The organism is Streptomyces panaciradicis, assembly GCF_023516615.1.
GTDB classification, from domain to species: Bacteria; Actinomycetota; Actinomycetes; order Streptomycetales; family Streptomycetaceae; genus Streptomyces; species Streptomyces panaciradicis.
On record NZ_JAMGBF010000126.1, the window covers coordinates 1 to 22594 of the forward strand.

General features: G+C 71.7%; 19 protein-coding genes. 3 read left to right on the plus strand and 16 right to left on the minus strand.

Translation table 11 applies throughout. The annotated features are described in order from the left end of the window. The 5 genes from ilvC to M8J74_RS33310 form a co-directional block, all read right to left on the minus strand. Positions 1-565, minus strand: a 565-nt coding sequence (gene ilvC / locus M8J74_RS33290; protein ID WP_249839999.1) for a ketol-acid reductoisomerase, incomplete at its 3' end; no start/stop codon positions are given. Positions 566-672: 107 nt separating this feature from the next. Then, complete coding sequence (ilvN, locus tag M8J74_RS33295) at positions 673-1197, minus strand: acetolactate synthase small subunit (protein WP_249840000.1); 525 nt, start codon at positions 1195-1197, stop codon at positions 673-675. A 21-nt stretch (positions 1198-1218) separates the two neighbouring features. Beyond that, positions 1219-3063 (minus strand): acetolactate synthase large subunit, encoded by a 1845-nt coding sequence (locus M8J74_RS33300; protein ID WP_249840001.1) that lies wholly within the window; start codon positions 3061-3063, stop codon positions 1219-1221. Between the two features lie 232 nt (positions 3064-3295). Next, positions 3296-6319: a putative bifunctional diguanylate cyclase/phosphodiesterase gene (locus M8J74_RS33305; protein ID WP_249840002.1), complete on the minus strand. Its 3024-nt coding sequence runs from the start codon at positions 6317-6319 to the stop codon at positions 3296-3298. Positions 6320-6771: 452 nt separating this feature from the next. Further along, positions 6772-7722: a 2-hydroxyacid dehydrogenase gene (locus M8J74_RS33310; RefSeq protein ID WP_249840003.1), complete on the minus strand. Its 951-nt coding sequence runs from the start codon at positions 7720-7722 to the stop codon at positions 6772-6774. 75 nt (positions 7723-7797) lie between these two features. Between M8J74_RS33310 and M8J74_RS33315 the strand changes: the two genes are divergently transcribed. Then, positions 7798-8796, plus strand: a complete 999-nt coding sequence (locus tag M8J74_RS33315; RefSeq protein ID WP_249840004.1) for an aldo/keto reductase — start codon at positions 7798-7800, stop codon at positions 8794-8796. 149 nt (positions 8797-8945) lie between these two features. Further along, entirely contained in the window at positions 8946-10082 is a 1137-nt protein-coding gene (locus tag M8J74_RS33320) for a PQQ-dependent sugar dehydrogenase (protein ID WP_249840015.1), read from the plus strand. Positions 10083-10091: 9 nt separating this feature from the next. On the opposite strand, the gene M8J74_RS33325 is transcribed toward M8J74_RS33320, so the two are convergent. The 7 genes from M8J74_RS33325 to M8J74_RS33355 form a co-directional block, all read right to left on the minus strand. Continuing rightward, complete coding sequence (locus tag M8J74_RS33325) at positions 10092-10259, minus strand: DUF6191 domain-containing protein (RefSeq protein ID WP_249840005.1); 168 nt, start codon at positions 10257-10259, stop codon at positions 10092-10094. A gap of 45 nt (positions 10260-10304) precedes the next feature. Beyond that, a complete protein-coding gene (locus M8J74_RS33330; RefSeq protein WP_249840006.1) occupies positions 10305-13337 on the minus strand; it encodes a helix-turn-helix transcriptional regulator in 3033 nt (1010 codons plus the stop codon). A 173-nt stretch (positions 13338-13510) separates the two neighbouring features. Continuing rightward, positions 13511-13687, minus strand: coding sequence for a hypothetical protein (locus M8J74_RS33335; RefSeq protein ID WP_249840007.1), 177 nt, complete (start codon positions 13685-13687; stop codon positions 13511-13513). A 197-nt stretch (positions 13688-13884) separates the two neighbouring features. Beyond that, positions 13885-14442: a hypothetical protein gene (locus M8J74_RS33340; RefSeq protein WP_249840008.1), complete on the minus strand. Its 558-nt coding sequence runs from the start codon at positions 14440-14442 to the stop codon at positions 13885-13887. A gap of 35 nt (positions 14443-14477) precedes the next feature. After that, positions 14478-15050 carry a GNAT family N-acetyltransferase gene (locus tag M8J74_RS33345; RefSeq protein WP_249840009.1) on the minus strand — a complete coding sequence of 191 codons (573 nt, stop codon included), beginning with the start codon at positions 15048-15050 and terminating at the stop codon, positions 14478-14480. Further along, positions 15028-17271 carry an MMPL family transporter gene (locus M8J74_RS33350; RefSeq protein ID WP_249840010.1) on the minus strand — a complete coding sequence of 748 codons (2244 nt, stop codon included), beginning with the start codon at positions 17269-17271 and terminating at the stop codon, positions 15028-15030. Before M8J74_RS33350 ends, M8J74_RS33345 begins: the two co-directional genes overlap by 23 nt. Before the next feature lie 201 nt (positions 17272-17472). Then, positions 17473-17775: a hypothetical protein gene (locus M8J74_RS33355; protein WP_249840011.1), complete on the minus strand. Its 303-nt coding sequence runs from the start codon at positions 17773-17775 to the stop codon at positions 17473-17475. Between the two features lie 185 nt (positions 17776-17960). Between M8J74_RS33355 and M8J74_RS33360 the strand changes: the two genes are divergently transcribed. Next, positions 17961-18758 (plus strand): SAM-dependent methyltransferase, encoded by a 798-nt coding sequence (locus tag M8J74_RS33360; RefSeq protein WP_249840012.1) that lies wholly within the window; start codon positions 17961-17963, stop codon positions 18756-18758. 59 nt (positions 18759-18817) lie between these two features. Here M8J74_RS33360 and gatB read toward each other — a convergent pair whose 3' ends face one another. The 4 genes from gatB to gatC are packed head-to-tail and all read right to left on the minus strand — an operon-like array spanning position 18818 to position 22379. Further along, positions 18818-20332, minus strand: a complete 1515-nt coding sequence (gene gatB, locus M8J74_RS33365; protein ID WP_249840013.1) for an Asp-tRNA(Asn)/Glu-tRNA(Gln) amidotransferase subunit GatB — start codon at positions 20330-20332, stop codon at positions 18818-18820. A gap of 15 nt (positions 20333-20347) precedes the next feature. Further along, positions 20348-20587 (minus strand): hypothetical protein, encoded by a 240-nt coding sequence (locus tag M8J74_RS33370; RefSeq protein WP_058923023.1) that lies wholly within the window; start codon positions 20585-20587, stop codon positions 20348-20350. Beyond that, a complete protein-coding gene (gatA, locus tag M8J74_RS33375) occupies positions 20584-22077 on the minus strand; it encodes an Asp-tRNA(Asn)/Glu-tRNA(Gln) amidotransferase subunit GatA (protein WP_249840014.1) in 1494 nt (497 codons plus the stop codon). The genes M8J74_RS33370 and gatA overlap by 4 nt, the downstream gene beginning before the upstream one ends. Before the next feature lie 5 nt (positions 22078-22082). Continuing rightward, positions 22083-22379, minus strand: coding sequence for an Asp-tRNA(Asn)/Glu-tRNA(Gln) amidotransferase subunit GatC (gatC, locus tag M8J74_RS33380; RefSeq protein WP_030231941.1), 297 nt, complete (start codon positions 22377-22379; stop codon positions 22083-22085). Between the last annotated feature and the right edge of the window lie 215 nt (positions 22380-22594).

Sequence of the window (22594 nt, forward strand, 5' to 3'; positions counted from 1 at the left end):
CGGTCTCCTCGGTGAAGGTCGTCTTGATGACGCCGGCGCGGGTGCCGCCGATGCCCTTCGCGTACGACAGCGCCAGCGCGAAGCCGTTGCCCGTGGCGTCCTGCTCGACGGCCACGATGCAGGGGACGCCGCGGCCCTCCTCGTACTGGCGGCGCACCAGGTGACCGGGGCCCTTGGGGGCGACCATGCACACGTCGACGTTCGCCGGGGGCTTGATGAAGTCGAAGCGGATGTTCAGGCCGTGACCGAAGAACAGCGCGTCGCCGTCCTTCAGGTTCGGGGCGATGGACTCCTCGTAGACCTGGGCCTGGATCGGGTCCGGCACCAGGATCATGATGACGTCGGCCTCGGCGGCGGCCTCCGCCGGCGTCACCACGCGCAGGCCCTGCTCCTCGGCCTTCGCCTTGGACTTGGAGCCCTCGTGCAGACCGACACGGACGTCGACACCCGAGTCACGGAGCGACAGCGCGTGGGCGTGGCCCTGGCTGCCGTAACCGATGACCGCGACCTTGCGGCCCTGGATGATGGACAGGTCGGCGTCGGCGTCGTAGAACAGCTCGGCCACTTTGGGTTCTCTCCTTGTGTGCAGGTGTTGCGTCCCACCGTATGACGGTGGGCGGAAGGGAAGTCTCGGGGTCTCGGTATACGGGCGGCCGAAACCGCCCGTACGCCTCATGCGCTGCGGTCGAGGGCCCGCAGCGAGCGGTCCGTGATGGAGCGGGCGCCGCGGCCGATCGCGATCGTGCCGGACTGCACGAGCTCCTTGATGCCGAACGGCTCCAGCATCTTGAGCATGGCGGACAGCTTGTCGTTGCTGCCGGTGGCCTCGATCGTCACGGCCTCCGGGGAGACGTCGACGGTCTTGGCACGGAAGAGCTGGACGATCTCCACGATCTGCGAGCGCGTCTCGTTGTCGGCCTTGACCTTCACCAGAACGAGTTCGCGCTGAACCGCCTGCGCGGGCTCCAGCTCGACGATCTTCAGCACGTTGACGAGCTTGTTGAGCTGCTTCGTCACCTGCTCCAGCGGGAGGTCGTCCACGCTGACGACGATGGTGATGCGGGAGATGTCGGGGTGCTCGGTGACACCGACCGCGAGCGAGTCGATGTTGAAGCCGCGGCGGGAGAAGAGGGCGGCGATCCGGGCCAGGATGCCCGGGGTGTTCTCCACCAGGACGGAGAGCGTGTGCTTGGACATGGTCTTGTACGTCTCTCTCGCTCAGTCGTCTTCGTTGTCGCCGAAGTCGGGGCGCACGTCCCGGGCGGCCATGATCTCGTCGTTGGAGGTGCCGGCGGCGACCATCGGCCACACCATCGCGTCCTCGTGGACGATGAAGTCGACGACGACGGGCCGGTCGTTGATGGAGTTCGCCTCTTCGATGACCTTGTCGAGGTCGTCCGGGGACTCGCAGCGGATCGCGTAGCAGCCCATGGCCTCCGACAGCTTCACGAAGTCGGGGACGCGGGTGCCCCTGGCCTCCGGGTTGACGTCGTCGGGGCCGGAGTGCAGCACGGTGTTGGAGTACCGCTGGTTGTAGAAGAGGGTCTGCCACTGGCGGACCATCCCGAGGGCGCCGTTGTTGATGACGGCGACCTTGATCGGGATGTTGTTCAGGGCGCAGGTGGTGAGCTCCTGATTGGTCATCTGGAAGCAGCCGTCGCCGTCGATCGCCCAGACCGTGCGGTCCGGCACGCCGGCCTTGGCGCCCATCGCGGCCGGGACCGCGTACCCCATCGTCCCGGCGCCACCGGAGTTCAGCCAGGTCGCGGGCTTCTCGTACTGGATGAAGTGCGCGGACCACATCTGGTGCTGGCCGACGCCCGCCGCGAAGATCGTGCCCTCGGGGGCGAGCTGTCCGATGCGCTCGATGACCTGCTGCGGGGAGAGCGAGCCGTCCTCGGGGAGGTCGTAGCCCAGCGGGTAGGTGTCCCGCCAGCGGGACAGGTCCTTCCACCAGGCGCTGTAGTCGCCCTGGTGGCCCTCGCTGTGCTCCTTCTGCACGGCCTGGATGAGGTCGGCGATGACCTCGCGCGCGTCCCCGACGATCGGCACGTCGGCGGCGCGGTTCTTGCCGATCTCCGCGGGGTCGATGTCGGCGTGGACGATCTTGGCGTGCGGGGCGAAGCTGTCCAGCTTGCCGGTGACGCGGTCGTCGAAGCGGGTTCCGAGGGCGACGATCAGGTCGGCCTTCTGCAGCGCGGTGACGGCGGTGACCGCACCGTGCATACCCGGCATTCCCACGTGCAGCGGGTGGCTGTCGGGGAATGCGCCGAGCCCCATCAGGGTGGTGGTGACGGGCGCTCCGGTGAGCTCGGCGAGGACCTTGAGCTCGGCGGTGGCCTGTGCCTTGATGACACCGCCGCCGACGTAGAGGACGGGCCGCTTGGCCGAGGTGATGAGCTTGGCGCCCTCGCGGATCTGCTTGGCGTGCGGCTTGGTCACCGGACGGTAGCCGGGCAGGTCCATCACCGGCGGCCAGGAGAACGTGGTCCGCGCCTGCAGGGCGTCCTTGGCGATGTCGACCAGCACCGGGCCGGGGCGGCCGGTGGAGGCGATGTGGAAGGCCTGCGCGATGACCCGCGGGATGTCCTCGGCCTTGGTGACGAGGAAGTTGTGCTTGGTGATCGGCATCGTGATGCCGACGATGTCCGCCTCCTGGAAGGCGTCCGTGCCGATCGCCTTGGAGGCCACCTGCCCGGTGATCGCCACGAGCGGCACCGAGTCCATGTGGGCGTCCGCGATCGGGGTGACCAGGTTGGTGGCGCCGGGACCCGAAGTGGCCATGCAGACACCGACCTTGCCGGTGGCCTGCGCGTAGCCGGTGGCCGCGTGGCCGGCGCCCTGCTCGTGACGGACCAGGACGTGGCGCACCCGGGTCGAGTCCATCAGGGGGTCGTACGCGGGAAGGATCGCACCGCCGGGAATGCCGAATACCGTGTCGGCCCCGACCTCCTCGAGAGAGCGGATGAGGGACTGCGCACCCGTGACGTGCTCGGGGGCGGACTGGTGTCCTCCGGATCGGGGCCGCGGCTGCGGATGGGCCCCGGTGGCCTGCTCGGTCATCGTCAGTCTCTTCTCGATGCTGAGGGTTTTTTGCGAGGTTTGTACGGTGTTCGGCTGCTGCACGAAAAGCGCCTGTGCAACAAAAAACCCCTCGTGCCGTAAGGCAAGCGAGGGGAGCGCGCCGGGTGGAGGTCGCTGAGCGATGGTGGGCTCAGCGTCAGCCGACGCGCTTTCCAAGTACGAGAATTCGGGTGCGCATGGCACTGACCCTCCCCCCGACGCGCACCACGTGTCAAGTGGGTGGGACGGGAGTCTCATCATGTGAACGCAGGGCGGTTCCGCCTCCGAGCACGACCGGCACCCCACTGGTGTACACCCCGGCGCTCCTCTCCGTGGCCCGTTCGCCTCCGCCGCCGCCCGCGAACGCCGGCTCGACGGGGCCGTGCGGCACCGGATAATGGCCGGTTCCCAGCGCCCGGCGCAGCCGGTACTCGTCCAGCGGGCCGGAGAAGGCCATGCCCTGGCCGTGGGTGCAGCCCATCGCGCGCAGCGCCACGACCTGCTCCGGCAGGTCCACGCCGTCGGCCACGGACTGCAGCCCGAGGTCGGTCGCGATCCGCAGCAGCCCACTGGTGATCTTGTGCAGCCGCGCGGACTCGACGACGCCCTCGACCAGGCTGCGGTCGAGCTTGAGCACGTCGACGGGGAGTCGGCGCAGGGCGGTGATCGCCGCGTGACCGCTGCCGAAGCCGTCCAGGGCGATCCGGACGCCGAGCCTGCGCAGGGCCGACAGCCGGCGCTCCAGCTCGTCCAGGGACACCGTGGGGTCGGTGTCGGACAGCTCGATCATCAGGGCGCCGGACGGCAGGCCGTGCCGGGTCAGCAGGGCCTCGATCGAGCCGAGCGGCATCGACCGGTCCAGCAGGCGGCGGGCGCCCATCCGTACCGCGACCGGCACGGCGAGCCCCGTGGCGGTGCGCTCGGCGGCCTGCTCGACGGCCTCCTCCAGGATCCAGCGGCCCAGTTCCTGCGTCCTGTCGCCCTCGTCGGCGACCCGCAGGAACTCGGCCGGTGTGAACAGCACCCCCTGGGACGATCGCCAGCGCGCCAGTGCCTCGACCGATGTGATCCGGCCGTTCTCCAGGCAGACCACGGGCTGGTGCAGCAGGGCGAACTCGCCGTCGTGCAGTGCGGCCCGCAGGCGCGTGGCCAGTTCCGCCTTGCGTACGACGTCCTGCTGCATCTGGGGTGCGTACAGCTCGACGCGGCCCTTGCCGCCGGCCTTGGCGCGGTACATGGCGAGGTCGGCGTTGCGCAGCAACTCGCCCGCCCCGAGGCCGGGTTCGGCGAAGGCGACGCCGATGGACGCGGCCACCCGGACATCGTTGCCGTCGATGAGGTAGGGCTGGGAGAGGGTGATCCTGAGGCGGTCGGCGAGCTCCATGATGTGCCGTTCGCGGGCGGCCCGGTCCCGGGTGCCGTCCCCGACGATCAGGGCCGCGAACTCGTCGCCGCCGAGCCGCGAGGCGGTGTCCCCCTGCCGGACCGCGTCCTGGAGTCTGCGGGCGGCCTGGACGAGGAGCTCGTCCCCCGCCTGGTGCCCGATCGTGTCGTTGACGGCCTTGAAGCCGTCGAGGTCGATGAAGAGGACGGCCGTGCCGCGCAGGGACGCCCGGTCCGCGGCCCGGCGGCCGGACAGCGCCTGCTGGACGCGCTGGGTGAACAGGGCGCGGTTGGGCAGGTCGGTGAGCGGGTCGTGCTCGGCGTTGTGCTGCAACTGCGCCTGCAGACGCACTCTTTCGGTCACGTCCCGGCTGTTGAAGATCAGGCCGCCGTGGTGGCGGTTGACGGTGGACTCGACGTTGAGCCAGCCCCCGCCGCCCGCCCGGAAGCGGCACTCGATGCGGGTGGTGGGTTCGTCCTGGGGGCTGGCGGCGAGGAAGCGGCGCACCTCGTGCACCACGCAGCCCAGGTCCTCCGGGTGGATGAGACTGGCCAGTTCGGTGCCCACCAGGTCCTCGGCGGGCCGTCCGTAGACCCCGGCGGCGGCCGGGGAGACGTACCTGAGGACGCCGCTGGGCGCGGCGATCATGATGACGTCGCTGGAGCCCTGCACCAGGGAGCGGAAGTGGTTCTCCTTCTGCGCGAGTTCCTGGGTGAGGGTGATGTTGTCGAGCAGCATGATGCCCTGGCGCACCACGAGGGCGAGCACCACGGTGCCGCCGGTGATGAGCACGGTCGGGTCGGGCTTCCTGCCGTTGAGGACGTTGTAGAGGATGCCCAGGGTGCAGACGGCCGCGGCGAGGTACGGCGTGAGCGCGGCCAGGGAGCCGGCGATGGGCCGGGCGGCCGGGTACCGGGTGCGATCACCTCCCTGCGGGGGCGCGTGATGCTGGTGGGTGCCGCCGTGCGGGCCCGGCAGGTGCTCGTGCACCACGCGCGTGTGGCCGTCGCCCTCCGCGGAGTCCTTCCCGCCGCGGGGAGCGGTCCAGGGCGCGTACGCCAGGAGCAGCGAGCCGGCGAACCAGCCCGCGTCGAGCAACTGGCCCGACTGGTAGTTGTTCTGCAGCAGCGGGGAGCTGAACAGGGCGTCGCACATGACCGTCAGCGCGAGCGCGCCGATCGCGGTGTTGATCGCCGCCCGGTTGGCGGCCGTGCGCCGGAAGTGCAGCGCGAGCACCACGCTGACCAGGGCGATGTCCAGCAGGGGGTAGGCCAGCAGCAGCGCGCTGCGCGCGAGGTGCGGCCCGTCGGCCTCGGCGGTCTTGGCGAGCGCGAGGCTCCAGGAGAGCGTGAGCAGCGAGCCGCCGATCAGCCAGGCGTCCAGCCCGAGGCACATCCAGCCGGCCTTGGTCACCGGCCGTTTGGCGAGCACGAGCAGGCCCACGATGGCGGGCGGCGCGAAGCCCACGAAGAAGATGTTGGCGTAGCTGACGGTGGGCACGGTCTCGCCGAGGACGACCTCGTACCACCCCCAGACGGCGTTGCCCAGGGCCGCCATCGCCGAGGAGAGGGCGAACAGCAGCCAGGCGGAGCGGAAGCGCGCGCAGTGCCCGTAGGCGTACAGGAAGCAGGACACGGCGGCGGTGGCCGCGGCCGCGCTGAGTCCGAAGTCACCCATGATGTCGGCCAGTTCCTGCGAACCCCAGCCGAGCGCGGAACCGACGGCGTATCCCGCGCAGACCACGGCCAGGACGAGCTGGTGAACGGGGCCCGTCCGGCCGCCTCCGGACCGCGGACGCGTCGGCCGTGCCCCCGGGGCGGGCTGGGCCCGCAGCATTCCGTCGAGAGTGGTGGTGACAGGCGGCGAGTTCACCGGGCCCTCCCGGTCCGCGCAGCTCCGGGGTCCCTCGGGTCCCGGTGCGCTGGGTGCGCATGCCTTCTGCGGCTGCTGTGCCTGCGGTGGTGGTGGCTGTGACGGCAGCCGTGACTGCCGTGGTGACCGCGTCTGCGCGCGGCCGTGCGCCAGGGTCGCCGCCGGCGGCTCCGCCGCGTCGGATCGCTCGTCCATAGGCCGTGCATCGCCCGTCGCCCCCCTCACAGTCTGCAATGTCCATCCCCGGCGCCGAACGGTGCGCGGCGCAGCCCCTGTCGGGGACGATACACCAGTCTCGTCACTCAGGGACATAGTTCCTCTACGCTCCGTGACGACCAGCGGCGTTGTGAGTACGGACCGCTTCCGAGAGGTTGCGGAGGGTACCGGAAATGGATGACACGCCTGTTGCGCCCCTCGCGCGGGCCGCGCGCGGGACGCTCAAGTCGTCGGGGTCATGCGCCGGTTGTTCCTGTCGTAAGGATCACGTTCCGCAGTGGTTCCCGGTTCAAGAAACGCGTCAACTGGTCCACGAGAAGCCGTTCGGCGCGGGGCCGGAAGGCGGAGGTGGGGCCGCCGACGTGGGGGCTGATGAGCACGCCGGGCGCGCGCCACAGGGGGTGCTCGGCGGGCAGCGGCTCGGGGTCGGTGACGTCCAGGGCCGCGGTGATCCGGCCGGTCTCGAGTTCGGCGAGCAGCGCCTTGGTGTCGACGACGGGGCCGCGTGCGACGTTGACGAGGAGCGCGCCGTCCTTCATGCCGGCGAGGAACTCGGCGCCGGCCAGGCCCCGGGTGGAGTCGGTGAGGGGCGTGATGAGGACGACGACGTCCGCCTCGGGGAGCAGGCGGGGCAGATCGGTGAGCGGGTGCACCGGCCCGCGCTCCGTCGTGCGCGCGGAGCGCGCGACGCGCACCACCCGCGCGACCTCGAACGGAACGAGCCGGTCCTCGATCGCGGAACCGATCGAGCCGTAGCCCACGATGAGCACGCTCTTGTCGGCGAGTGCCGGCCGGAACCCGCCGAGCCACTCGCCGCGCTCCTGCGCGCGCACGAAGTCCGGGATGCCCCGCAGGGAGGCCAGGATCAGGGTGAGCGCGAGTTCGGCGGTGCTCGCCTCGTGCACCCCGCGCGCGTTGCACACCTGCACGCCCGGCCGCAGCCGGGGCAGCCCCGGCTGCACGTTGTCGATCCCGGCGGACAGCGTCTGCACCACCTGCACGGAGCCCAGTTCGGCCAGGGGCCGCACGGCGACCTCGGCGGACTTCATGTAGGGGACGACGTAGAAGAGACAGTCGGCCGGGTCCGCGGGGTAGTCCTGCTCGCCGTTCCAGAAGAGGTAGTTCGGCCCCGCGGGAAGGTTCTCGATCTCCTCCGGCGGGAGGGGAAGCCACACGTCAGCAGTCATGACTGGAGGCTATGTCAGGGCCATGGGGAGTCAGAGGTTAGGTTGGGGGCTCGGCACAGGGAGGGTCACGGGCAGGTGGAGCGCAGGACGATCGGCGCGAGGGCACTCGCGGTGGGGGCCGTCGGCCTCGGGTGCATGCCGATGAGCTGGGCGTACAGCGCCTCGCGGCGGCGGGGCGACGAGTCGCTCAGGGCGGTGCACCGGGCGCTGGACTGCGGCTCGACGCTCCTGGACACCGCCGACATGTACGGCCCGTTCACCAACGAACTGCTGGTCGGGCGGGTGCTCAAGGAGCGGCGCACGGACGCGTTCGTGTCGACGAAGGTCGGCCTGCTCGTCGGCGAGCAGCACATCGTGGCCAACGGCCGCCCCGGCTATGTGAAGCGCGCCTGCGACGCCTCGCTGCGGCGGCTGCAGACGGACGTCATCGACCTCTACCAGCTGCACCGGGCGGACCCCGAGGTGCCCGTGGAGGAGACGTGGGGCGCGATGGCGGAACTCGTCCGGGCGGGCAAGGTACGGGCGTTGGGGCTGTGCGCGGTCGGTGCCCGCGGCGGCCGCCGCTCCGGGGGCCGGCTGTACGACGCAACGATTCTGCAGCTCCAGCGGGTGCAGCAGGTCTTCCCGGTCAGCGCGGTGGAGGCCGAGCTGTCGGTGTGGTCGCCGGACGCCCTCGACGCGCTGCTGCCGTGGTGCGAGGCGCGTGACATCGGCTTCCTGGCCGCGATGCCGCTGGGCAACGGCTTCCTCACCGGGACCCTGGTCCCCGGCGTGGGTTTCGAGGCGGACGACGTGCGCGCCCGCCACCCGCGCTTCACGGCGGAGATGATGGCCGCCAACCAGCCGATCGTGGCGGGCCTGCGCCGCGTCGCGGCCCGGCACGGCGAGGACGTCACCGCCGCCCAGGTGGCACTGGCGTGGGTGCTGGCGCAGGGCCGGCACGTGGTCGCCGTCCCGGGCACCAAGCGGGAGCGCTGGGCGGCGGAGAACGCGGCGGCCGCCGGTCTGCGGCTGACGCCCCAGGACCTGGCCGAGGTGGCCCGGCTGCCGCGGGCGCGGGGTTCCTGGGACTGAGCGACGCCGGGTCCGCGGCCGTACTCCTGCCGGACGGGGGTTCGACGCCGCCCGGCCGGGAACCTGGAGGGCGCGAACGGTCGTAGGACAAGGAGAGCCCGCCGCCCGACCGCCGCACCGAAGGGACCAGGACCGTGCTACGACGAGCTGTGCCGGCCTTGCTCGCCACGACCGCCCTCCTGCTGACCGCCGCCTGCTCCTCCGGCGGAGGGGACGGCGGCTCCGCGGGCGGCGGCGGCACGACGAGCGCCTCCCCCTCGAAGCAGGCGGCCGGACAGGCCCCGCCGGCCAAGGGCTCGGTCGAGGTGGTGCGCACCGTGGCCACCGGCCTGAACACCCCCTGGGGGCTGGCCGCGCTCCCCGGCGACGGCGGCCTCCTCGTCGCCTCCCGCGACAAGGGCACGATCACCAGGGTCGACGAGAGGACGGGCGCGAAGACCGAGCTGGGCACGGTGTCCGGGGTCTCCCCGTCCGGCGAGGGCGGCCTCCTCGGCATCGCCCTCTCCCCCGGCTACGCGTCGGACCACATGGTCTACGCGTACTTCACCTCCGCCTCGGACAACCGCATCGTCCGCGTGCTGTACGACCCGAAGAAACCCGCCGGCGAGCAGCTGGGCGCCCCGGACACGATCTTCAAGGGCATCCCCAAGGGCACCATCCACAACGGCGGACGGATCGCCTTCGGCCCGGACGGCATGCTGTACGCGGGCACGGGCGAGACCGGCGACCGCGGGCTGGCGCAGGACACCAAGTCCCTGGGCGGCAAGATCCTCCGCCTGACCCCCGAGGGCGACCCGGCCCCCGGCAACCCCTTCCCCGACTCGCCGGTGTACTCCTACGGCCACCGCAATGTGCAGGGCCTGGCCTGGGACCCCCGACAGCGGCTGTTCGCCTCGGAGTTCGGCCAGGACACCTGGGACGAGCTGAACGCGATCAAGCCGGGCGGCGACTACGGCTGGCCGAACGCCGAGGGCAGGTCGTCCGACGGCACGTACCAGAACCCCGTCGCCCAGTGGCACACCGACGACGCCTCCCCCAGCGGCATCGCCTACGCCGAGGGCTCGGTGTGGATGGCCGGCCTGAAGGGACAGCGCCTGTGGCGCATCCCCCTGAAGGGCACCGAGGCGTCGGCCGACCCGCAGTCCTTCCTCACCGGCACCTACGGCCGTCTGCGCACGGTGGTCGCGGCGGGCGGCGACAGGCTGTGGCTGACCACCAGCAACACGGACGGTCGGGGCAGCCCGAAGGGCGGCGACGACCGGATCCTGGAGCTGCGGGTGCGGTAGGGCCCCGCGTCACTCCCCGGGGTCCTCCTCGTCGGCGGTCCCGGACGGCCGTATGACGACCTTGCCGGAGTCGAGGTCGATCGGGCCGCGTCCGGGGTCGTTGTCGCCCACGTCCTCGCGGCTCAGCTCCAGCCGCTTGCGTTCGTCGTCGGTGTGCTTGCGGCTGGGTGCGAACACTTCCTCGAATGCGTTGAACACGGTCCCTGCCTCTCGTCGGTGCCCTCACCGGGCCGGGTCGAGCGCGTCGGCCGCGAACAGCCCGAGCCGGTGGGCCGTCGCCGCCGCCTCCCCCCTTCCTGAGACGCCGAGCTTGCCCAGAATGTTCGACACATGGACGCTGGCCGTCTTCGGCGAGATGAAGAGCTCCTCGGCGATCTGGCGGTTGGTGCGCCCTGCGGCGACCAGCCGCAGCACGTCGCGTTCGCGGCTGGTCAGCCCGAGGGCCTCGGCCGGATCGGCGGGCCGCTGCTCCGGGACGCGGGTCAGGGGCAGGCGGGCCCGCTGGGCGAGGAGGGCGACGGCGTCGCCGAGCGGGCGGGCACCGAGGTGGCCGGCCACGGCGTGGGCCAGGCGCAGCAGTTCCGTGGCCCGGTCGCGTTCGTCGTCGCCGCCCGCGCCGAGCAGGGCCGCGGCCAGGCGGTGGCGGACGCGGGCGAGGTCGTAGGGGCGCTCCACGCTCTCGAAGGCGGTGACCACCTCCGACCAGGTGTCCACGGTGTCCCGGCCTTCGGCGCGGGCGAGTTCGGCCCGGACCCACCGTTCGTGGGCGAGCCACACGGGGGCCACGGTGGTGAGCCGCTTGGCGGCCTCGAAGAGCACGCCGAGGGCCTCGCTACGGCCCTGCCCGGCCGCGGGCAGCGCGCGGGCCTCGGCCTCGGCGATCGCGGCGCCGAGCAGCAGCGGCCAGACGTAGCGCTGGGTGCCGGGCGGGACGCCGCCGTCCAGGCTGCGCCGCACCTCGGCGCGGACGTCGAGGAGACGGCCCTCGGCCGCGGCGACGCCGACGGTGAGGGCGGCCAGGGGCAGTGACTGCTGCGGCATGGGGTCGTGGGTGCCGAAGTACCGTTCGGCGGCGTCCCGTTGACGGGCGGCCTCCGCCACGTCCCCCCTGCCCAGGGCGACCTGGGCCAGCTTCATCGCGGCCGCGCCCTGCGGTTTGGCGCTCTGCCCGCGCCGCAGCGCCTTCTCCGCCGCCTCCACCGCCTCGTCCCAACGGCCCAGTGAGTACAGGGAGTCGGAGAGGTTGGACCACACCCACGCCTCGGTGTTCAGCAGGCCGTAGCGGCGCGCGTAGGCGGTGCCCTCCTCGAGGACGCCGACGGCCTCGCGCGAGCGTCCCACCGCCTCCAGCTCGGAGGGCAGGTTGACGTGGGCGCGGCCGGCGACGGAGGCGATGCCGTCCTGCCGGGCCTGGTCCTTGACCTCGCTCATCACGGCGAGGCCCGCCTCGACGTCCCCCGCGTCGACCATCAGGGTGCCGAGGGTGAGGCGGGCGTTCATCTCCGTCTCCCGGGCGCCCACCATGCGCGCGTACTCCACGGCGCGTTCGGCGTCGGACAGGGCCTGTGGGCCGGGGGCGCGCAGCATCGACCAGCCGGCGACCTGGGTGAGGACCTCGGCGTGCACCTCGGAGGGCGGCAGGCCGCGCACCAGCTCCTGGGCGGTGGCCAGTTCCTTCCAGCCGTCGCCGCGGGCGAGGTTCTGCACCATGACCGCGCGCTGGGTCCAGAACCAGGCGGCGCGCAGCGGATCGTCCTCCTCCTCCAGCAGATGCAGGGCGCGCTTGGTGATCTTCAGGGCGCGTTCGCGTTCCCCGGACAGCCGGCCGGCTACGGCGGCCTCGGCCATCAGGTCGAGGTAGCGCAGCGGGGTGGTGGCGGGGTCGCAGCCGCAGGGCGGGTAGACCTCGGTGTAGTCGATGGGGCGCAGTTCGTCCCGGACCGTTTCGGGGGTGGTGTCCCACAGCTCCATCGCCCGTTCCAGCAGCCGTAGTTGCTCGCTGTAGGCGTGGCGGCGCCGGGCCTCGACGGAGGCGTCGAGGACGGCGGGGAGTGCCTTGGCCGGCGCGTGGGCGTGGTACCAGTAGCTGGCCAGGCGCATGACGCGTTCGTCGGCGGGGACGAGTGTCGGGTCGGCCTCCAGGGCCTCGGCGTAGCGGCGGTTGAGGCGGGAGCGCTCACCGGGCAGCAGGTCGTCGCCGACGGCCTCGCGGACCAGGGAGTGGCGGAAGCGGTAGCCGTCGCCCGCGGGGGTGGCGATGAGGATGTTGGCGTTCACCGCGGCCCGCAGCGCCTCGATGAGGTCGTCCTCGGCGAGCCCGGCGACGGCCGCGAGCAGCCGGTACTCCACGGTGGAGCCGCCCTCGGCGACGATCCGGGCGATGCGCTGGGCGCTCTCGGGCATGCCCTCGACGCGGACCAGGAGCAGGTCGCGCAGGGAGTCGGTGAGGCCGGTGCCGCAGCCCTCGGTGGCGCAGACGGCGAGTTCCTCGACGAAGAAGGCGTTGCCGTCGGAGCGTTCGAAGATCTCCTCGACCTGGCCGGGGTCCGGTTCGGCGGCGAGGATGCCGGCGAGCTGGCGGCCGACCTCGGTGCGGGTGAAGCGGGCCAGTTCGATGCGGCGGACCGTGCGCAGGCGGTCGAGTTCGGCGAGCAGGGGGCGCAGCGGGTGGCGGCGGTGGATGTCGTCGGCGCGGTAGGTGGCGAGGACGACCAGGCGGCCGGAGCGCAGGGTGCGCAGGAGGTAGGCGAGGAGGTGGCGGGTGGAGGCGTCCGCCCAGTGCAGGTCCTCCAGGGCGACGACGACCGTGCGGTCGGCGGCGACGCGTTCCAGGAGGCGGGCGGTGAGTTCGAAGAGGCGGGCCATGCCCTCCTCGTCGTGGCGTCCGGAGCCGGTCTCGCCCAGTTCGGGCAGCAGCCTGGTGAGCTCGTCCTCCTGGCCGGCGGCCGCGGCGGCGACTTCGCCGGGCAGTTCGCGGCGCAGCGCGCGCAGGGCGGTGGAGAACGGGGCGAAGGGCAGTCCGTCGGCGCCGATCTCGACGCAGCCGCCGAGGGCGACGACGGCGCCGCGGCGGCAGGCCGCGGTGGCGAACTCCTCGACGAGCCTGGTCTTGCCGACGCCGGCCTCACCGCCGATCAGCAACGCCTGCGGCTCGCCCGCGGCGGCTCGGGCGAGGGCGTCGTTCAGCGTGTCCAGCTCTTCGGCTCGGCCGACGAAGACGGGACTGACGGACCTGGTCTCCACGGACGCGAGCATGTCATGGGGGGCGGATGCGGGGGGAACGGTTTTCGGGGTGCCGTGCCGGGGGCTGTTCTGGGGGCTGCCGCCCCCAGGCCCCCGCTTCGGCCCTGAAGGGGCCTCGTCCTCAAACTCCCCCAGAGGGGGTGCCCCCAGACAGGCTGGAAGTGCCCGTCCGGCGTCCCCGGTGTTCACGCCGCCCTGGCGAACCTGAGGCGGCGGTGGCGGGAGGTATGGGACTCGTTCTCCGTGGAGCGTCGCGCGGCTTCGCGGCGGGCTCCGCGGACGGCCTCGCGGGCGAGGCGCTCCTCATCGGCGCGGCGGATCAGTTCGGCGGAACGGAACTGCGCGATCTCGTACTCGTACATGGTGTGATCCCTCGGGAGAGTCGGTTTCCGGCTTCGCTTGCTGCGATGCATCAACTTTCGTCTCCCAGGGGGGTCCGTCACATCGGGAGAGTTCCGCATCTTGCGGGGTGCCCGGGGCCTTAGACGCGCGTAAGGGGCCTCAGGAAGTCCGTAAGGTGCTCACGGATTCCCTAAGACCCCTTCGGACCTGCGGTGACTCAGCCCGCGGAGGGCAGACCGAGCAGGACGTCGGTGTACTTCAGGACGGCCAGGAGCAGGCCGATGACACCGAGCGCGACCCCGCCCCAGGCGACGGACTTGATCCAGGCGGCCTGCGGCTTGCCGGGAGCGCCGAACGCCGGCCGGACGAGGACCACGACACCGACCACCAGCGCGAGCAGGGCGAAAACGCCGCCCCACAGGGCGCTGGCCTGCCAGGCGTCGCCGTACACGGCCTTGATCTGCTTGGCGACGCCCGCCGAGGACGAGGTCTGCAGCTGGCCCACGAGGGTCTGGCGGGCCGCGGCCACGGTGCCGACCCAGCTCCCGGTGAGCGAGACGACGCCGAGCGCTGCGGAGACGACGGCACCCGCGCCCTGGCCGACACCGGAGGGGCCCTCCTCGCCGTTCTCGGAGGCGTTCTCGACAAGGTCGGCCTCGGCGGTCGCCTCCTCGGTCTCCTCTGCGGCCTCGGCCTCGGCGGCGGCCGCCTCGTGCTCGGGCTTCACTTCGGTGGCCTCGGTCGTACCGGCCTCGTCAACTGTCTTGGTTCCCATGTCTGGCACCGTACGGACGCTCTCTGAGAGGGATCTTAATGATCGTCGTGTGCGGCACGCGCGCGTGCTTGACGCCACTCCGGGGCGAGGATCGACCACACCTCCAGGTCGTGCCGCACCCCACCATAGGGGTGCGCCTCGCGCCGTACGCCATCGCGGGTCATCCCCAGGCGCCGGGCGACGTTCAGGCTGGGGGTGTTGCCGGAGGCGGCGACCCATTCGACGCGGTGGATGCCGCGCTCCTCGACCGCCCAGTCGATCAGGATCCGCATCGCCCGGGTGATCAGGCCGCGCCCGGTGGCCGCGGGCTCCAGCCAGCAGCCGACCTCGGCGTTGCCGGTCGAGGCGTCGAAGTTCAGGGTGAGGACCCCGCCGACGAGCTTTCCGTCCAGCCAGATGCCGTGGTACGAGGCGGTGTCGGCGGCGCGCATGTCGGCGTACCGCTGGAGCGTCGCGCGGGCCGAGGGCAGGTCGACGGCCTGCGAGCCGAACGGGATGAACCGCCCGATGAACTCCCGGCCGCGCTCCAGGTGCGCCAGGAACTCCTCCGCGTGCCACGGCTCCAGCGGCCGCAGTTCGGCGCCGTCACCCAGTGATATCGCGTACATCGCGCTGATCCCCCTCCGCCAGTACGTCCGCCACCTCGGCGTCCGTCGCCGCGGCCAGCCTTTCATGGGCGGCACGGCACTCGGGCGGCTCGATGCTGATGCGGGGCAGCCGGGCGTCCAGCCAGCGGGGCAGCCACCAGTTGGCGCCGCCGAGCAGGTGCATGAGGGCGGGCACCAGCAGGGTGCGCAGCACGAAGGCGTCCAGGGCGACGGCGGAGGCGAGCGCGATGCCGAACATGGCGATCACGCGGTCGCCGCTGAGGACGAAGGCCAGGAAGACCGAGATCATGATGACCGCGGCGGAGTTGATCACGCGGCTGGTCTCGGCGAGGCCGACGCGTACGGCCCGCCGGTTGTCGCCCGTCTCCAGCCACTCCTCGTACATCCGGCTGACCAGGAAGACCTGGTAGTCCATGGAGAGCCCGAAGAGCACGGACACCATGATCACGGGGAGGAAGGGCTCGATCGGGCCCGCGCGACCGAGGCCGAGCAGTTCGCTCCCCCAGCCCCACTGGAAGATCGCCACGACGATGCCGAAGGCGGCGGCGACCGCGGCGACGTTCATGGCCGCGGCCTTCAGCGGGATGCCGAGGGACCGGAAGGCGAGCAGCAGGAGCAGGCAGCCGAGGCCGATCACCACGCCGACGAACAGGGGCAGCTTGCCGACGATGACGCCCGCGAAATCGTCGTACGACGCCGTCACGCCGCCGACGTGCAGGTCGAGCGCGGTGCCGGTCTCGGCCCGCGGCAGCACCTCGGTGCGCAGCCGGTCGACGAGGTCGCTGGTCTTCTGCGACTGCGGCTCCGACGTCGGCACGATCGTGAAGAAGGCCGTGTCCCCGGCGCCGTCGTACGTCACCGGCGTCACCGAGGCGACGCCCTTGGTGTCGCGGACGGTGGCGTCGAGGTTGTCGAGGGCGAGCCGGTCCTCGGCGCCGCCCACCTTGGTGACGACGGTGAGGGGGCCGTTGACGCCCGGTCCGAAGCCCTCGGCGAGCAGGTCGTAGGCCTGCCTGGTGGTGGAGGACTTCGGGTCGTTGCCCTGGTCGGAGGTGCCCAGGTGCAGGGAGAGGGTGGGCAGCGCGAGGACCGTCATCACGGCCAGGGCCACCACGCCGAGGATCTTGGGATGGCGCTCGACGAACGCCGACCAGCGGTGGGCGAGTCCGGTCGGCAGCTCCGGCTGCGGTCCCTGCTCTGCCAGCCGCCGCCGCTCTCGCCGGCTCAGGGCGCGCATGCCGATGAGGGACAGCAGGGCGGGCAGCAGGGTGACGGAGGCGGCGACCGTGAGGACGACGGTCAGCGAGGCGGCGATCGCGACGCCGTTGAGGAAGCCGAGCCGCAGTATCAGCATCCCCAGCAGGGCGATGCAAACGGTGGCACCCGCGAAGACCACGGCCCGTCCGGTGGTCGTCACGGCGTTGGTGACGGCCTCGGTGACCGACAGTCCGCGTTTGAGTCCGCGCCGGTGTCTGGTGACGATGAAGAGCGCGTAGTCGATGCCGACGCCGAGTCCGATCAGCATGCCGAGCATGGGCGCGAAGTCGGCGACGGTCATGGCGTGCCCGAGCAGCACGATCGAGGCGTACGCGGTGCCGACGCCGACCAGGGCGGTGGCGATGGGCAGCACCGACGCGGCGAGCGAGCCGAAGGCGAGGAACAGCACGACCGCCGCCACGACCACGCCGACCACCTCGGCGACGTGCCCGCCGGACGGTTCGGTCAGGGCGACGGCGCTGCCGCCCAGCTCCACCCGCAGTCCGTCGGCCCGGGCGGCCTCGGCGGTGCGGACCACGGCCTCCGCCTCGGACTTCTTGATGTCCTCGGCGCGGTGGTCGAAGGTGACCGTCGCGTACGCGGTGTGCCCGTCGGAGCTGATCCGGCCCGCGCCCTGGCCGTCGTAGGGGCTGCTCACGGAGGCCACGCCTGGCAGGTCCGCGATCCTGTCCAGGGTCTGGTTCATCGTCTGCTCGACGTCGGCGGCCCGGACGGTGCCGTCCTTCACGTGCCACACGACGGTGTCGCTGTCACCGCCGAGTCCGGGGAAGCCTCGCTGCAGCAGCTTGGTGGCGGCGCCCGACTCGGTGCCGGGGGCCTCGTAGTCGTTCGAGTACGCCGAGCCGGCGACGGCGGCGGCCGCGCTCACCCCGCCGAAGGCGAGGAGCCAGAGCAGCACCGCGACAAGGCGGTGCCTGACACACCAGCGTGCAAGGGCTGCCACGAACGAGCTCCCGGAGGCGATTTGTGGATCTTTGACCGGGAACAGTCGTGGAACAGTCGTTCACCACATGAACAGCCCGCAAAGAACACATGAGCAATGTGAGGTCCATATTTGCAGGCAGATGTGATCGTTTATGCGATTGGTGGGCTTGTTCACAAGAGTGGGAGGCAGATCACAGGACAGTAACGAACACTCTGTCACCTAGTCGAACTGATCTCCCAGTGCCATCACCATCACACCGGCGACCAGCAGCCACAGCGCCCGCCGGGTGTGCCCCCGGGAGCCCAGCACCGAGGCGAGCGCGCACACGGCGGCGCCGCAGCCGTAGGCGCCGGGCACCAGGGCCGGGGCGGAACCGGTGAGCCGCAGCAGTGACGCGGCCAGCCCGGCGAGGGTCAGCAGCGTGCCGGTGCCGGCCGCCGTCCAGCGGGCCCGGCGGGCGTCGTAGGCCGTGTCCATGTCGTCCTCGACGTCCCGTATCTCGGAATCATCTCGTCCGCTCATGGCGGGCGAGCGTAGCGCGTCCGCCCGGGAAACCGGCTGCGAGAGGAACCTCACACCTGCTAGCTTCCGCGGGTCAGCCGTCCCCGCCCCTCGCCGACGACCGAAGCGGGTGCATTGTTTGAAGGTCCGACCGAGCTCCTACGCATCGACTTCCCGTACGAAGATCCCAAGGAGCCCGTTCACCGATGACCGACATCAGGACCCCGGACGACGACCCGTCTGACCGCCTGACCCACCCCCGCTACCCGCGCAGCAACGGCTACGACGCCCGCTGGGTCGTCGACAACCAGATGGGCCCGAACGCCCTGTGGCTGCTGGAGTGGCTGGCCCCCGCCCTCGGCCTGGACGCCCTGCGCCCCTGCGCGCGCGTCCTCGACCTCGGCTGCGGCCGGGCGATGACCTCGATCTTCCTGGCCAGGGAGTTCCACGCCCAGGTCACCGCCGCCGACCTGTGGGTCGGGCCCGACGACAACGCCCGCCGCATCGCCGAGGCGGGCTTCGCCGACCGGGTGCAGCCCGTGCACACCGAGGCACACGATCTGCCTTTCGCCGAAGGCGGCTTCGACGCGATCGTGTCCGTCGACGCCTACCAGTACTTCGGCACCGCCGACCTCTATCTGCCCACCCTCGCACGGCTGTTGAAGCCCGGCGGGCGGATCGGCGTCGTCGTGCCGGCACTGCGCGAGGAGCCCGCGGGCGCCGAGCCGCCGGAGCATCTGCGGCCCTGGTGGGAGCCCGACTTCTGGTGCTTCCACACCGCCGACTGGTGGCGCCGCCACTGGACCCGCAGCGGCGCCGTCGAGGTGGAGACGGCCGACTGGCTCGAGGACGGCTGGAAGGACTGGCTGCTGTGGTGCGAGGTGGTCGCCGAGGAGAGCCCGGAGGAGTTCCACCGCACCATGGCCCGCCGGGTCGGCGAGATGGTGCGCGCCGACGAGGGCCGCGCGCTGGGCTTCGTACGGGTCGTGGGACGCCGTAGGTAGAACGCCGTACGGCCCCGGAGACCTGGTCTCCGGGGCCGTACCGCCTTGCCGGCTGTCGCTCAGCCCTCGCTGACGCCCAGCTTCTCCAGGATCAGCTCCTTGACGCGGGCCGCGTCGGCCTGGCCGCGGGTCGCCTTCATGACCGCGCCGACCAGGGCGCCGGCCGCGGCCACCTTGCCGCCGCGGATCTTGTCGGCGATGCCCGGGTTGCCGGCGATGGCCTCCTCGACGGCGGCCGTCAGGGCGCCCTCGTCGGAGACGACCTTCAGACCGCGCTTGTCGACGACCTCGTCCGGGGTGCCCTCGCCCGCGAGGACGCCCTCGATCACCTGGCGCGCGAGCTTGTCGTTCAGATCGCCCTTGGCGACCAGCTCGGTGACCCGGGCGACCTGCGCCGGGGTGATCGCCAGCTCGTCGAGCGAGGTGCCCGACTCGTTGGCGCTGCGCGCCAGTTCGCCCATCCACCACTTGCGGGCGGACGCCGCGTCGGCACCGGCGTCGATCGTGGCGACGATCGGGTCCAGCGCACCGGCGTTGAGGATCGCCTGCATGTCGGTGGCGGAGATGCCCCACTCGGCGAGCAGCCGGTTGCGGCGGGCCAGCGGCAGCTCCGGCAGCCCGGCCCGGATCTCCTCGACCCACTCGCGGGACGGCGCGACCGGTACCAGGTCCGGCTCGGGGAAGTACCGGTAGTCCTCGGCCTCCTCCTTCACGCGGCCCGAGGTCGTGGACCCCGTGTCCTCGTGGAAGTGCCGGGTCTCCTGCACGATCGTGCCGCCGGAGGACAGCACGGCCGCGTGCCGCTGGATCTCGAAGCGGGCCGCGCGCTCCACGGAGCGCAGCGAGTTGACGTTCTTCGTCTCCGAGCGGGTGCCGAACTTGTCGGTGCCGTTCGGGCGCAGCGACAGGTTCACGTCGCAGCGCATCTGGCCCATCTCCATGCGGGCCTCGGAGACGCCGAGCGCCCGGATGAGCTCGCGGAGCTCACGGACGTACGCCTTGGCCACCTCGGGGGCGCGCTCGCCGGCGCCGACGATCGGCTTGGTGACGATCTCGATCAGCGGGATGCCGGCGCGGTTGTAGTCGAGCAGCGAGTGCTGCGCGCCGTGGATTCGGCCGGTGGCGCCGCCCACGTGGGTGGACTTGCCGGTGTCCTCCTCCATGTGGGCGCGCTCGATCTCCACACGGAAGGTCTCGCCGTCCTCCAGCTGCACGTCGAGGTAGCCGTTGAAGGCGATCGGCTCGTCGTACTGGGAGGTCTGGAAGTTCTTCGGCATGTCCGGATAGAAGTAGTTCTTCCGGGCGAAGCGGCACCACTCGGCGATCTCGCAGTTCAGCGCGAGACCGATCTTGATGGCCGACTCGATGCCGATCGCGTTGACGACCGGGAGCGCGCCGGGCAGGCCGAGGCAGGTGGGGCAGGTCTGCGCGTTGGGCTCGGCGCCCAGCTCGGTGGAGCACCCGCAGAACATCTTGGTCTTGGTGCCGAGTTCGACATGGACCTCGAGGCCCATGACGGGGTCGTACGACGCCAGCGCGTCCTCGTACGACACCAGGTCGGTCGTGGTGGTCACGGTGAAAGTTCCCTCTCAGCCCAGCAGGACGTCGTCGTCGCCCAGCCGCTTCAGCTCGCGGTACAGGATGGCGAGGCCGGTGACGATCGCGGCGGCGGAGACGGTGGCGTCGATCAGCCGCAGCGTGTCGTTCTCCAGTCGGGCCTTCTTGATCTGCTTGACCACGGCCACGGCGCCGAAGGCGGTGGTGGCCATGGACAGGTACGTGCCGGACTTGGACTTCTTGAAGTCCTTGGCCTTGGACAGCTTGCTCACAGCGACGGAGCCTCCTCCAGGAGCGGGTGCCCCCACCTTTCCACGAAGGCGGCCTCGACGGCGGCGCCGACCTTGTACAGACGGTCGTCCTTCAGGGCCGGGGCGATGATCTGCAGACCGACGGGGAGGTTGTCCTCCGGGGCGAGACCGCACGGCAGCGACATCGCCGCGTTGCCCGCGAGGTTCGTCGGGATGGTGCACAGGTCGGCCAGGTACATCGCCATCGGGTCGTCGGCGCGCTCGCCGATCGCGAAGGCGGTGGTCGGCGTGGTCGGCGACACGATGACGTCGACCTGCTCGAAGGCCTTCTCGAAGTCGCGCGTGATGAGCGTGCGGACCTTCTGCGCGGAGCCGTAGTAGGCGTCGTAGTAGCCGGAGCTGAGCGCGTACGTGCCGAGCATGATGCGGCGCTTGACCTCGGGGCCGAAGCCCTCCTCACGGGTGAGGGAGGTGACCTCCTCGGCGGAGTGCGTGCCGTCGTCGCCGGTCCGCAGGCCGTAGCGCAGGCCGTCGAAGCGGGCGAGGTTGGAGGAGCACTCGGAGGGCGCGATCAGGTAGTACGCCGACAGCGCGAGGTCGAAGGACGGGCAGTCCAGCTCGACGATCTCGGCGCCCAGCTCCTTCAGCAGCTCGACGGACTCGTCGAAGCGCTGGACGACACCGGCCTGGTAGCCCTCGCCGCGGAACTGCTTGACGACGCCCACGCGCATGCCCTCGACGCTGCCGTTGCGGGCGGCCTCGACGACCGGCGGGACCGGGGCGTCGATGGAGGTGGAGTCCAGCGGGTCGTGCCCGGCGATGACCTCGTGCAGGAGCGCCGCGTCCAGGACCGTGCGGGCGCAGGGGCCGCCCTGGTCGAGGGACGAGGAGAACGCCACCATGCCGTACCGGGACACCGCGCCGTAGGTCGGCTTGACGCCCACCGTGCCGGTGACGGCGGCCGGCTGGCGGATGGAGCCGCCGGTGTCGGTGCCGATGGCCAGCGGCGCCATGTGCGCGGCCAGCGCCGCGGAGGAGCCGCCGCCGGAGCCGCCGGGGATCCTGGTGAGGTCCCAGGGGTTGCCGGTCGGGCCGTACGCGCTGTTCTCCGTCGACGACCCCATGGCGAACTCGTCCATGTTGGTCTTGCCGAGGATGACGACGTCGGCGGCCTTCAGCCGCTTGGTGAGCGTCGCGTCGTACGGCGGGATCCAGCCCTCGAGGATCTTCGAACCGACGGTCGTCGGAACGCCCTCGGTGGTGAAGATGTCCTTCAGCGCCAGCGGGACGCCCGCCAGGGGGCCGAGCTTCGCGCCCCGCTCGCGCTTGGCGTCCACGGCGCGCGCCTGGGCGAGGGCGCCCTCGCGGTCGACGTGCAGGAAGGCGTGCACCTTCTCGTCGACGGCCTCGATACGGGCCAGGTGGGCCTCGGCGACCTGGACGGCCGTCAGCTCGCCGGAGGCGATCTTCTCGGCGGTCTCGGCGGCGGTGAGCTTGATGATGTCCGTCATCGTGATCAGTCCTCCCCCAGGATCTGCGGCACCTTGAAACGCTGCTGCTCCTGGGCCGGGGCGCCGGAGAGCGCCTGCTCGGGGGTGAGCGAGGGACGGACCTCGTCCGGCCGCATGACGTTCGTCAGCGGGAGCGGGTGCGAGGTCGGCGGTACGTCTTGGTCGGCGACCTCGCTGACGCGGGCGACCGCGCCGATGATGTCGTCCAGCTGTCCCGCGAAGTGTTCGAGCTCTTCGGGCTTCAGCTCCAGACGCGCCAGCCGGGCGAGGTGGGCGACCTCCTCGCGCGTGATGCCAGGCATGCAGCGTTCCTCTGGGGTGAGAGTGTGTGGTTTGGGGCTGGGGCTTGGCGGCACATTCCCGTCGTCCGCCCGGAGGGCGGGCCGCGCGGCGTCTGGTGCGTGCGATCGCAAGGCGCCGGAGCGCCCTCGTGGCGGAGCCACGTGGGCGATTCGGCAACGCGGCGAGCGTGCGCGCCAGGCGTCGCGCGGCAGACGGGAATGTGCCGCCAAGCCCC

Bases quoted from the DNA above. Each gene is read 5' to 3' on its own strand.
- ilvN (WP_249840000.1), bottom strand. From the start codon at position 1,197: ATGTCCAAGCACACGCTCTCCGTCCTGGTGGAGAACACCCCGGGCATC.
- M8J74_RS33300 (WP_249840001.1), bottom strand. From the start codon at position 3,063: ATGACCGAGCAGGCCACCGGGGCCCATCCGCAGCCGCGGCCCCGATCC.
- M8J74_RS33310 (WP_249840003.1), bottom strand. From the start codon at position 7,722: ATGACTGCTGACGTGTGGCTTCCCCTCCCGCCGGAGGAGATCGAGAAC.
- M8J74_RS33330 (WP_249840006.1), bottom strand. From the start codon at position 13,337: ATGCTCGCGTCCGTGGAGACCAGGTCCGTCAGTCCCGTCTTCGTCGGC.
- M8J74_RS33335 (WP_249840007.1), bottom strand. From the start codon at position 13,687: ATGTACGAGTACGAGATCGCGCAGTTCCGTTCCGCCGAACTGATCCGC.
- M8J74_RS33340 (WP_249840008.1), bottom strand. From the start codon at position 14,442: ATGGGAACCAAGACAGTTGACGAGGCCGGTACGACCGAGGCCACCGAA.
- M8J74_RS33345 (WP_249840009.1), bottom strand. From the start codon at position 15,050: ATGTACGCGATATCACTGGGTGACGGCGCCGAACTGCGGCCGCTGGAG.
- M8J74_RS33355 (WP_249840011.1), bottom strand. From the start codon at position 17,775: ATGAGCGGACGAGATGATTCCGAGATACGGGACGTCGAGGACGACATG.
- M8J74_RS33360 (WP_249840012.1), top strand. From the start codon at position 17,961: ATGACCGACATCAGGACCCCGGACGACGACCCGTCTGACCGCCTGACC.
- gatA (WP_249840014.1), bottom strand. From the start codon at position 22,077: ATGACGGACATCATCAAGCTCACCGCCGCCGAGACCGCCGAGAAGATC.
- gatC (WP_030231941.1), bottom strand. From the start codon at position 22,379: ATGCCTGGCATCACGCGCGAGGAGGTCGCCCACCTCGCCCGGCTGGCG.